This is a genomic window from Marinobacterium sedimentorum (genome assembly GCF_024267675.1).
Classification (GTDB): Bacteria; Pseudomonadota; Gammaproteobacteria; order Pseudomonadales; family Balneatricaceae; genus Marinobacterium_A; species Marinobacterium_A sedimentorum.
The window spans coordinates 154,464-165,532 of sequence record NZ_JALDYX010000009.1 but is presented as its reverse complement, the minus strand read 5'-3'; the positions used below and the strand labels follow the sequence as shown (position 1 = coordinate 165,532).

At 57.7% G+C, this 11,069-nt stretch carries 10 protein-coding genes and 1 pseudogene; 6 read left to right on the top strand and 5 right to left on the bottom strand.

The genetic code is table 11. The features are described 5' to 3' along the window. The 6 genes and pseudogenes from MRS74_RS10660 to MRS74_RS10635 form a co-directional block, all read left to right on the top strand. Positions 1-521 (top strand): annotated as a pseudogene (locus MRS74_RS10660) (electron transport complex subunit RsxC); the annotation flags it as partial. 13 nt (positions 522-534) lie between these two features. Continuing rightward, positions 535-1,593: an electron transport complex subunit RsxD gene (gene rsxD, locus MRS74_RS10655; protein ID WP_254580270.1), complete on the top strand. Its 1,059-nt coding sequence runs from the start codon at positions 535-537 to the stop codon at positions 1,591-1,593. Continuing rightward, positions 1,593-2,243, top strand: coding sequence for an electron transport complex subunit RsxG (rsxG, locus tag MRS74_RS10650; RefSeq protein ID WP_254580269.1), 651 nt, complete (start codon positions 1,593-1,595; stop codon positions 2,241-2,243). The genes rsxD and rsxG overlap by 1 nt, the downstream gene beginning before the upstream one ends. Continuing rightward, positions 2,236-2,946, top strand: a complete 711-nt coding sequence (locus MRS74_RS10645) for an electron transport complex subunit E (RefSeq protein WP_254580268.1) — start codon at positions 2,236-2,238, stop codon at positions 2,944-2,946. Before rsxG ends, MRS74_RS10645 begins: the two co-directional genes overlap by 8 nt. Before the next feature lie 15 nt (positions 2,947-2,961). Continuing rightward, positions 2,962-3,600, top strand: a complete 639-nt coding sequence (gene nth / locus MRS74_RS10640) for an endonuclease III (protein ID WP_254580267.1) — start codon at positions 2,962-2,964, stop codon at positions 3,598-3,600. Between the two features lie 74 nt (positions 3,601-3,674). Then, a complete protein-coding gene (locus MRS74_RS10635) occupies positions 3,675-4,127 on the top strand; it encodes a hypothetical protein (RefSeq protein WP_254580266.1) in 453 nt (150 codons plus the stop codon). Positions 4,128-5,248: 1,121 nt separating this feature from the next. On the opposite strand, the gene MRS74_RS10630 is transcribed toward MRS74_RS10635, so the two are convergent. The 5 genes from MRS74_RS10630 to nrdA all read right to left on the bottom strand — a co-directional run bounded on the left by MRS74_RS10630 (position 5,249) and on the right by nrdA (position 10,973). Next, positions 5,249-6,259: a cysteine synthase A gene (locus MRS74_RS10630; RefSeq protein WP_254580265.1), complete on the bottom strand. Its 1,011-nt coding sequence runs from the start codon at positions 6,257-6,259 to the stop codon at positions 5,249-5,251. 740 nt (positions 6,260-6,999) lie between these two features. Then, complete coding sequence (locus MRS74_RS10625) at positions 7,000-7,188, bottom strand: 2Fe-2S iron-sulfur cluster-binding family protein (protein ID WP_254580264.1); 189 nt, start codon at positions 7,186-7,188, stop codon at positions 7,000-7,002. Continuing rightward, positions 7,189-7,455 carry a class I ribonucleotide reductase maintenance protein YfaE gene (gene yfaE / locus MRS74_RS10620; RefSeq protein ID WP_254580263.1) on the bottom strand — a complete coding sequence of 89 codons (267 nt, stop codon included), beginning with the start codon at positions 7,453-7,455 and terminating at the stop codon, positions 7,189-7,191. A 31-nt stretch (positions 7,456-7,486) separates the two neighbouring features. Then, positions 7,487-8,617 (bottom strand): class Ia ribonucleoside-diphosphate reductase subunit beta, encoded by a 1,131-nt coding sequence (gene nrdB / locus MRS74_RS10615; protein ID WP_254580262.1) that lies wholly within the window; start codon positions 8,615-8,617, stop codon positions 7,487-7,489. A gap of 94 nt (positions 8,618-8,711) precedes the next feature. Continuing rightward, a complete protein-coding gene (nrdA, locus tag MRS74_RS10610) occupies positions 8,712-10,973 on the bottom strand; it encodes a class 1a ribonucleoside-diphosphate reductase subunit alpha (protein WP_254580261.1) in 2,262 nt (753 codons plus the stop codon). Positions 10,974-11,069 lie beyond the last annotated feature (96 nt).

Genomic DNA, 11,069 nt, shown 5'->3' with positions numbered 1-11,069 from the left:
CGGTAGAGAAAATGACCGCCGGCGTCGAGAAACTGCGAGGCAAGTACCTCGAAGCTAAAGCGGCCTTTGAAGAGGCCGGCGGCACTGCACCGAAAGCCGCACAGGACGGCGCACCAGAAACCGCCACTGCAGCCGAGACGGTCGCGGATATCAAGGCCCTGAAACAGCAGCTGTCCATTATGCGCACCAAGCTAAAGAAGGCCGAGAAGGCCCTGCAGGACGCCGATGCCGATAGCCGCGAAAGCCTCAGCGCAGCAGTACAGCAGCTGAGCCGTCGCCTTGAGCGCGCCAAAACCGAGCTCAGTACGGCCGAACAGGCACGCATCGAGATTGCCGCCGCCGCCGGTGTCGATCTCAGGCAGCTGCAGATCGATACCGCCATGGCCCGCGCCCAAGTCACCAAAGCCGAGCGCGCCCTGGGCACCGCCGACAGCGCCGCCGCTGCAGATCTGGAGCAGGCTCTGCTTCAGGCCCGCAGCCGCGCCGACGAATTCAGCAAGACGCTGAGCCGTTTTGAATAAGGATTGACCGAAGATGGCACTGATTCGCTCGAGTTCACCCCACCTGCGCCGGGCAGGCAGCTCTGCCCACCTGATGCGCCTGCTGATGTTCGCAACCTTGCCGGGCATGGCCGCCATGACGTTCTTTTTCGGCTGGGGCACCCTGCTGCAGATCGGCTGGGCCATGCTGCTGGCGCTGGGTTTCGAAGCGGCGGTCATGAAACTGCGTGGCCGCCCCATCGGCTTTTACCTGCGCGACTACAGCGCACTGGTAACCGCCGTGCTGCTGGGGCTGGCTTTGCCACCCTTCGCGCCCTGGTGGTTGATGGTCGTCGGCATCTTCGTCGCCATTGTGATCGCCAAGCACCTGTATGGCGGCATGGGCAACAACCCGTTCAACCCGGCGATGGTCGCCTATGCCCTGCTGCTGATATCCTTTCCCGTCGAGATGACGCGCTGGACAGCCCCCTTTGTGCTGCAGGGTGAGGACGGCTGGCATATCCTCGGTTTTATGGACACCTTCAAGCTGATGTTCGGCGCCATCGAGCACAGCGCCGTGGATGCTTTCACCTCAGCCACGCCGCTGGATGAACTACGCCACCGCGGCGGCCTGACCACGGAAGAGGCCTTTCGCAACTCAACCGTGCTGTCCAACGGCGTGGGCGCCTGGCATGCAGTCAGCGCCGCCTACTTTATGGGTGGCGTCTTCCTGCTGTACCGCAAGGTTTTCACCTGGCATACACCCGTAGCGGTGCTTGGCAGCCTGACGGTATTGTCGACGCTGTTCTACATTTTCTCACCCGATACCTATGCCGATCCGTTCTTTCACCTGACCATGGGTGCCACCATGCTCGGTGCCTTCTTTATTGCCACGGATCCCGTCACCGCCGCTACCAGCAACCGTGGCAAGATCTATTACGGTATCGGCATAGGCCTGCTGATTTTCATTATCCGCACCTGGGGCAGCTACCCCGATGCCGTGGCCTTCGCCGTGCTGCTGATGAACCTGTGCGCACCCTTTATCGATCAGTACACCCAACCACGCACCTACGGCCACGCAAGACCCAAGCGCGGCCAGAAGGAGAGCACCTGATGCACATGCTCAGCGCCATCAGCCGCAGCACCACCGGCATTGCCATCTTCGCCGTGGTCACCGCCGGCCTGATTGCCATTACCCAGGTCGGTACGGCCGATCGCATCAAGCAAAATGAGCGCGAGCAACAGGCCCGGGCACTCTACGAAATCATCCCCCGCGAGGGGCTGGACAGCGATCTGCTGGAGAATGGTATCGAGTTTGTCGCCCCCGACCTGCTCGGCCACAACCGCCCCGAAACCGCCTACCGCGCCATGCGCAACGGCGAGGCCGTGATGGTCATACTGCCGGTGGTGGCACCCGATGGTTATACCGGCGAGATCAGCATGATCGTCGGCATCAACAGCGACGCCAGCGTTGCCGGCGTGCGCGTGCTGGCCCACAAGGAAACACCGGGCCTGGGCGACAAGGTGGATATCAAAAAATCCAGCTGGGTGCTGGGCTTTGCCAACCAGAGCAAAACCGAAATAGACCCCAGCTGGGGCGTTAGAAAGGATGGCGGGCGCTTCGACCAGTTCACCGGTGCGACCATCACCCCCCGCGCAGTCGTTAATGCTGTCGGACGCACACTAGATTATTTTCGTCTGCACCGCGGCGAGCTGCTCGGCCTGAGCGACGACGCGCAACAGGAGACTCGCGATAATGGCTGATTACAGAAAGATCACCCTCGATGGCCTCTGGCACAACAACCCGGCACTGGTGCAGCTGCTGGGCCTGTGCCCGCTGCTGGCCGTTACAGGCTCGGTGGTCAATGCCATTGGCCTGGGCGTTGCCAGCACCCTGGTGCTGACCGGCTCCAACCTCACTGTGTCACTGTTTCGCCATTTTGTGCCGGAATCCGTGCGCCTGCCAATCTTCGTCATGATCATCGCCTCCTTCGTGACCTCGATCGAGCTGCTGATGCAGGCTTTCACCTATGAGCTGTACCAGATTCTGGGCATCTTTATCCCGCTGATCGTAACCAACTGCGCCATCATGGGACGCGCCGACGCCTTCGCCTGCAAGAACCCGGTGGGCGCCTCGGTACTGGATGGCCTGATGATGGGCCTGGGCTTTACCATAGTGCTGATGATCCTCGGCGCCATGCGCGAAGTGCTGGGCCTGGGCACGCTCTTTGCCGACATGCAGCTGCTGTTCGGCCCGGTGGCACAGAGCTGGAAGATTACCCTTATAGACGACTACTCGGGCTTTCTGTTTGCGATCCTGCCCCCCGGCGCCTTCGTCGGTATGGGGCTGCTTATCGCCGTTAAAAATATTGTCGATGCCAGGCTGGAAGAGCGACGCAAGGCACGCAAGCCCAAGTCTGACGGCGGTGGTAGCCGGCGCGTGCGCGTCACCGGCACCATCAACTAGACTGGAGTTCTGCCCATGAACGCGGCAAAGCGACTGCAGATATTTACACGTCTGCGTGACGAAAACCCGCACCCCACCACCGAGCTGGAATACAGCTCGCCGTTCGAGTTGCTGGTGGCGGTGACCCTGTCGGCCCAGGCGACCGATGTGGGCGTCAACAAGGCGACCCGCAAACTGTTTCCAGTCGCCAATACCCCCCAAGCCATACTGGCGCTGGGGGTCGACGGGCTCAAGGGCTACATCAAGACCATCGGGCTTTATAACAGCAAGGCCGAGAACGTTATCAAGGCCTGCCGCATGCTCATCGAGCTGCACGACGCTGAAGTCCCCCAGACCCGCGAGGCGCTCGAAGCGCTGCCGGGTGTGGGCCGCAAAACCGCTAATGTGGTGCTCAATACCGCCTTTGGTCAGCCCACCATGGCGGTAGACACCCATATTTTCCGCGTCTCCAACCGTACCGGTATCGCACCCGGCAAGACGGTACTGGAGGTGGAGAAGAAGCTGCTGCGTTTTATCCCCAGGGAGTTCCTGCAGGATGCCCACCACTGGCTGATTCTGCACGGGCGCTATGTCTGCATTGCCCGCAAGCCGCGCTGCATGTCCTGCCTGATTGAAGACCTGTGCGACTACAGAGACAAGACTGACAGCCCCTGACTGAGTCCCGGCGCGGGACTCTGCTATCGTGTAGGCACAGACATTCAAATCACCAGCGCGGGCAGGAACCAGCAATGAGTGAGCAGCAGCACGGCCTCGCAGCCATCACCCCCGAAGTACGCACCCTGCACGCCGAACTGCTCTGGTCTGAATACCGCTACCGCCATGACCATATCTGGAAGGTACTGTTCCAGCTCACCGCCGCCACCGTACTGCTGGCCATCGCCCCCTATATACAAACCCAGATCACCCGGGTGGTGTCCTACTGGGTACTGGCACTGCCCATACTCGGCATCTTCCTGCTGCTATTCGGCACCCTGCTGCTGCGCGAAGAACTGCTGCTTTTCAGTCAGATCAAGGCGCGCTTTCGCGCCGAGCAAAGCGCACTGCTGGGCATTGAACACCGCACGGGGTTCGGCTTTGACCGCTTCGTCTATCTCTACCTGGGTGCCCTCTGCGTACTGGGCCTGAGCAATCTCTACGTGCTCTGGCAGGTATGGATACCCGCCGCCATCAGCGCAACCTGACACAAAACTCTGGCCAGAGTTATGACCCCCTCGCCCAGCTGGAAACAGGGCCAGCGCCAAAGCGGTCCCCAAACAGGATTACGCCGGGAAGATGGCCGCTATTAACCAGGCGGCTTAAGAGTGTACGGGGACCTTCTTGATGATGCTTTGGAGCACGCTCATTTTTCGACAACCAGTGCGGGAGGCGGAGTCCTACTGGGGAGGCTATGGCGACAACGAAAAACGCAGGATGGCGGAAATAGGGGCCCTTATAAGCTTCATATAGCGTGCAACGGTGCACTAGTGTACTGCTTCGCTCTTAGAGGCGCTTTTAGCGAGTCGCCAGGAGGTTGGCCGCACAGCGCATTTTCGAAGCCATAGTGGGCCTATTTCGAGGAAATGCAACACCGCGGACGGCCTCCTGGCGGCTCGCCCGCAGGGAGTTCGCCAATTCGCGCCCTGCTGCGTTGCCGCTCTTGGCAAGAGCCCCACTTATACCTGCGAACGGCGCCTTGCCGGACACGAATTGGCGGGCTCTATAAGCCCCCATTAGGGCTAAGCAGTACACTAGCGCCCAGAGTGCATCAGCACTGCAACACAGGCAGCCGACCTGTCGAACAAAAAACATACAGCAACGCTTGAAATTACACTGAATATGACCGCTGAAACTCTTGATCAGTTGGTCAGTTTATGTCCGTTTGATTGAAGAATGTTGATAATTCAGTTACCCCCACTTTCTGTGGATAAAACTGTTGGTAAAGTTTGGGCAGATGCCCCCAGCCCCCACCATTCAAGGGCTCACCTTGGATTGGTCAAAATATAACCACGTCAATTTTATTCATTAAAAACATATACTTATATAAGTCAACAGAGTTTATTAACGAATTATCGGCGTCGCTTCAACAACGCCAAAGATGCATCCAAGAGGTGTGGATTATCAACAGAGAGGGAGGCTGTCAAGACCGATTTCACTGCTCTTTTTCATGTCTGCTACTTGTTCTTTATTCATCTTTCTGAAAAGACAGCAAAGGACACACCTAGCTGTACACAGGCCTGAAAATACCCCCAGGCCTGTGGGTAACTCGCGCTAACCGGATCAGCACCCTGCCCCAATCATGCAGCACATATACTGCTTTATTCCTTCAGGAGGACGCCGGCAGCCAGGCGGGCAGAGGTAAACCCTTTGCCCGCAGGAAAACCGGATTGAACAGCTTGCTTTGATAGCGCGAGCCGACATCACACAGAATCGTCACCACCGTATGACCTGGCCCCAGGGTGCGGGCAATCTGTACCGCACCCGCCACATTGATGGCGCTGGAGCCTCCGAGGCACAGTCCCTCGTACTGCAAGAGGTCATACAGATAGGGCAAGGCTTCGCAATCGCTGATCTCCAGCGCATCATCCACCTTCAGCCCTTCCAGATTGGCGGTAATGCGGCTCTGCCCGATACCCTCCATCACCGAGGATCCCTGGGAGCGCAGCTCACCCCCGCGATAATAACTGCACAAGGAAGCCCCCTCGGCGTCCGACAGCACGATGCTCACGCTTTTATCCTGCTCGCGCAGCGCTCTGGCGACGCCTGCCAAAGTACCGCCCGTGCCAACCGCACAGCAGAAAGCATCAAGCTGTCCGCCACACTGGCGCCAGATTTCAGGCCCTGTCGTCTGATAATGAATCTCGCGATTAGCGGTATTGTCGAACTGATTGGCCCAGATGGCGCTGACACCCTGCTGTTGCATCTGCTCGGCGATGCGGCCAGAGACGCGGGTATAATGATTTTCATCGACGTAGGGCACCGCGGGCACCAGGCGCAAATCGGCACCATAGAGGCGCAGAAGATCCTTCTTCTCCTGGCTCTGGGTTTCCGGCATAACGATAACGGTACGATAACCCAGCGCATTGGCCACCAGACAGAGACCTATACCGGTATTGCCGGCGGTGCCCTCCACGACGGTACCGCCGGGTTCGAGCAGGCCTCTGCGTTCAGCATCCCGAATAATGCCCAGCGCTGTGCGATCTTTCACTGAACCGCCGGGGTTGAGAAACTCGGCCTTGCCGAGAATGGTACAGCCGGTCAGCTCCGACACCTGACGCAACTCGATCAGCGGCGTGTTGCCTATCAGGGAGACCAGCGCAGGTTGATACTCAAACATGACGATTCTCCGAATCCGTTACTGCCAAAAGTATGGCAGTTCCGTCCCCAGACTGGCGCTGATACGGGCGCATGAATCGCTTGCGGGCTTACTCACACATTCTGTGTATAAGTTACTGCATAACTATTGCGTATGTCGCTGAAAAGCAGCGGCTACGCGGCTTTCGGAAAATCGCGCAATATTCGAACAAATCAGGATAAGCTTTATATTTCAGCAGGTTACGCAACACATAAAATCATAAACTTTAGATTTAGCAGCCAAAGTCAATATTGACAGTGGGCTATCTTCAGCTGTGCAAAAGATTTTTATGGCGCCGAATTGAGGGATCTAAAAGGCAGATTAAGAGGCGGTAAAAAGCGGCGAGGTGAAAGGAGCAAGCAGAAAGAAAACGAAGGTCCGCAGTGGAGACGGTGCCGCTCTCTGTAACAGCGGCACCCTTTCCACCTCATCATCGAGCAGACGCAGCTTGCAGCTTCCGCAGTACCCGCCGCAACTGTCGATACAAGGAGTGGCGCCGGATGCTTCTACCTCCTGCGCCCCTGTAGCCCTGACTATTCCGACGCAAGCTCTATCTCGATATGCGTTTTGGGTTTGCAGCAGCAGGTGAGGATTCCATCGTCGTGCAGGTCGACCAGACCGCTCCCTGTGGACAGCTGTACGGTTTCCACCTCACCATCGAGCATGTCGATATAAAGAGTGGCGCCGGATGCTTCTACCTCCTGCGCCCCTGTAGCCCTCACTTATTCCGACGGAAGCTCTATCTCGATATGCGTTTTGGGTTTGCAGCAGCAGGTGAGGATTTCATCGTCGTGCAGGTCGACCAGACCGCTCCCTGTGGACAGCTGTACGGTTTCCACCTCACCATCGAGCATGTCGATATAAAGAGTGGCGCCGGATGCTTCTACCTCCTGCGCCCCTGTAGCCCTCACTTATTCCGACGGAAGCTCTATCTCGATATGCGTTTTGGGTTTGCAGCAGCAGGTGAGGATTTCATCGTCGTGCAGGTCGACCAGACAATCCTGTACGGTTTCCACCTCACCATCGAGCAGACGCACCTTGCAGGTTCCGCAGTACCCGCCTCTACAGCTATAGGGCGCCGGAATCTCCTGCGCCTCCAGTGCATCCAGCAGCGAAAACTCGTACTGGTAATAGAAGGTGGGATAGTTGCTGACCTTGATACGCGGAATCCCGGCCATGGCTCGCTCCTTGTCTGCAGGCATAACGCGGTTAGAAGTCAAAGTCGTCGAAATCGCCGTCTCCCACCTCATTGTCAATCTGCCCGACCAGGTAAGAGCTGATTTCCGACTCCTGAGGCGCTACCTGGACGTTGTCACTCACCAGCCAGGCATTCATCCAGGGCAACGGGTTCTGCTGCGTCTTGAACATTTCCTCAAAGCCCAGCGCTTTCATCCGCACATTGGTGATGTACTCGACATAGTCGCTGAGAATCTTGGCGTTCAGACCAATCATGGAGCCGTCACGGAACAGGTACTGTGCCCAGTCCTTTTCCTGCTGCGCCGCTTCGGCGAAAATTTTCAGCGCCTCTTCGCGGCACTCTACGGCCACTTCCTTCATCTCAGGGTCATCGGCACCGCTGGCCATCAGGTTCAGCATGTGCTGAGTGCCGGTCAGGTGCAGGGCCTCATCCCGTGCGATCAGTTTGATGATCTTGGCGTTGCCTTCCATGATGGCCCGCTCGGCAAACGCAAAGGAACAGGCAAAGCTGACGTAGAAGCGAATGGCTTCCAGCACGTTGACCGACACCAGCGTCAGGTACAAGGTGCGCTTGAGATTGCGCAGTGTGGCATCCACCTGCTTGCCCTTGATCTCGTGCACGCCCGCGCCATAAATGCCATAGACCTGCACCAGCGCAATGAACCTGTCGTACAGCCGCGTAACAGACTCAGCGCGCTTGACGATTTCCTGGTTGGTGACGATCTGATCGAACACCAGCGAAGGCTCGGTAATGATATTGCGGATGATATGGGTGTAGGAACGGCTGTGAATGGTTTCGCTGAAGGCCCAGGTTTCAAACCAGGTTTCCAGCTCGGGCAAGGACACCACCGGCAAAAAGGCGATATTGGGCGAACGCCCCTGCACTGAATCCAGCAATGTCTGGTATTTCAGATTGCTGAGGAAGATATGCTTCTCATGTTCTGGCATCGCCATGAAGTCCTTGCGGTCGGTCGACAGGTCGACCTCCTCGGGACGCCAGAAAAACGACAACTGCTTCTCGATCAGCTTTTCGAAGATCGGGAATTTCTGCTTGTCATAGCGGGCAACATTGACACTGCGACCGAAAAACATCGGTTCGAGCGTAGCATCGTGGGAAGACGTATTAAACGTGGAGTAAGCCATTAAGTCCTTAAAACTCCGAAAGAGCGACAACCGGACAGGCCGCGGCCGCCATCAGGATGACAGCGGCCGCGCCCGATATTTCTGAACGCAGGTATTACAGCTTGCAGGCGCCGCCTTCACAGCCGTCATCCTGGCCATCGGAAGCACCATCGCGGGTATTGTGGTAGTACAGCGTCTTGACGCCGTATTTGTAGGCGGTGAGCAGGTCTTTAAGCAGCTGCTTCATCGGCACCTTGTCACCCGGGAACTTGCTGGGATCGTAGTTGGTGTTGGAAGAAATCGCCTGATCGACAAACTTCTGCATGATACCCACCAGCTGCAGGTAGCCTTCATTGTTCGGGATGGTCCAGAGCAGCTCATAGTGCTGCTTGAGCTCCAGATACTCCGGCACCACCTGTTTCATGATGCCGTCCTTGCTCGCCTTCACCGATACAAAGCCGCGGGGCGGCTCAATACCGTTGGTGGAGTTGGTGATCTGCGACGAGGTTTCGCAGGGCATCAGCGCGGTCAGGGTGCTGTTGCGCAGGCCGAATTCCTTGATGTCTTCACGCAGCGTCTCCCAGAAGTAATGCAGTGGCTCGTCGCAGAACTCGTCGATCTCGCGCTTGTAGGTATCGATCGGCAGCAGACCCTTGGCGTAGGTCGTCTCATCAAATTTCGGGCAGGCGCCACGCTCCTTGGCCAGCTGGTTAGAGGCCTTGAGCAGGTAGTACTGGATCGCCTCGAAAGTGCGGTGCACCAGACCATTGGCCGAGCCATCGGAATAGCGCACGCCGTTCTTGGCCAGATAGTAGGCAAAGTTGGTGACGCCCACGCCCAGGGTACGACGCCAGTTGGTGGCATTGTGGGCCGCCAGAATCGGGTAGTCCTGGTAATCCAGCAGGTTATCCAGTGCCCGCACGATCAGGTCGGACAGGTTTTCCAGCTCGTCGAGGTTGGCCAGCGCACCCAGGTTGAAGGCCGACAGGGTACAGAGGGCAATCTCGCCGTTCGGATCGTTCACATCACGCAGCGGCTTGGTAGGCAGTGCAATTTCCAGACAGAGGTTGGACTGTTTTACCGGTGCAACCTTGGGATCGAACGGGCTGTGGGTATTGCAGTGATCGACGTTCTGGATGTAGATACGGCCAGTGGAGGCACGCTCCGATGCCAGCAGACCAAACAGCTCGACCGCCTTGATGGTCTTCTTGCGGATCGACGGATCCTGTTCGTACTGCACATACAGACGCTCGAATTCGACCTGGTCGGCAAAGAAGGCATCGTACAGGCCCGGCACTTCGTGCGGGCTGAACAGGGTCAGGTTTTCACCCTTGATCAGGCGCTGATACATCAGCTTGTTGAGCTGCACGCCGTAGTCGATATGGCGCACCCGGTTCTCTTCAACGCCGCGGTTGTTCTTGAGTACCAGCAGCGACTCCACTTCCAGGTGCCACAGCGGGTAGAACAGTGTCGCCGCGCCGCCGCGTACGCCGCCCTGGGAGCAGGACTTCACCGCGGTCTGGAAATGCTTGTAGAACGGAATGCAACCGGTGTGAAAGGCTTCACCGTTACGAATCGGGCTGCCGATGGCGCGGATCTGGCCGGCGTTGATGCCGATACCGGCGCGCTGGGACACATACTTGACGATGGCACCGGCGGTGGCGTTGATCGAGTCCAGGCTGTCATCGCACTCGATCAGCACGCAGGAGCTGAACTGGCGCGTGGGGGTACGCACACCGGCCATGATCGGCGTCGGCAGTGAAAGCTTGAACAGCGAGGTGGCATCATAGAAACGACGCACGTAATCCAGTCGTGTCTCCGCCGGGTAGTTGGCAAACAGGCAGGCAGCCACCAGCATATAAAGGATCTGCGGGCTTTCGTAGATATCACCGGTAACCCGGTTCTGCACCAGGTATTTGCCTTCCAGCTGCTTCACGGCCACGTAGCTGAAATTCATGTCGCGATCGTGCACCAGGTAGCTGTTCAGCTCATCCCAGTCCTGCGCGCTGTAGTCTTCCAGCAGGTGACGGTCGTAGCGTTTGCTCTCCACCATGCGGGCGACATGTTCCTGCAGGTGCGGCGGCTCGAAGACGCCAAAGGCGCGCTTGCGCAGATGGAAGATGGCCAGGCGTGCCGCCAGGTACTGATAGTCCGGCGCCGTTTCCGAAATAAGGTCAGCCGCCGACTTGATCAGCGTCTCGTGGATATCGGAGGTTTTGATGCCATCATAAAACTGCAGATGGGCCTTGAGCTCGACTTCGGACGGGGACACATTGTCCAGGCCCTGGGCAGCCCAGATTACGACACGGTGAATTTTCTCAAGATCGATTGTTTCCCGTCGACCATCCCGTTTTGTAACCATCAAATCTTGCTGCATCCGTCGCCTACTCCTGGATGTTATGTCTGTCGTTTGAGCGCCAGTTCGTCGCACAAAAGCCACTGCCAATACAACATAGAGGGCAAGCCTCAAAGG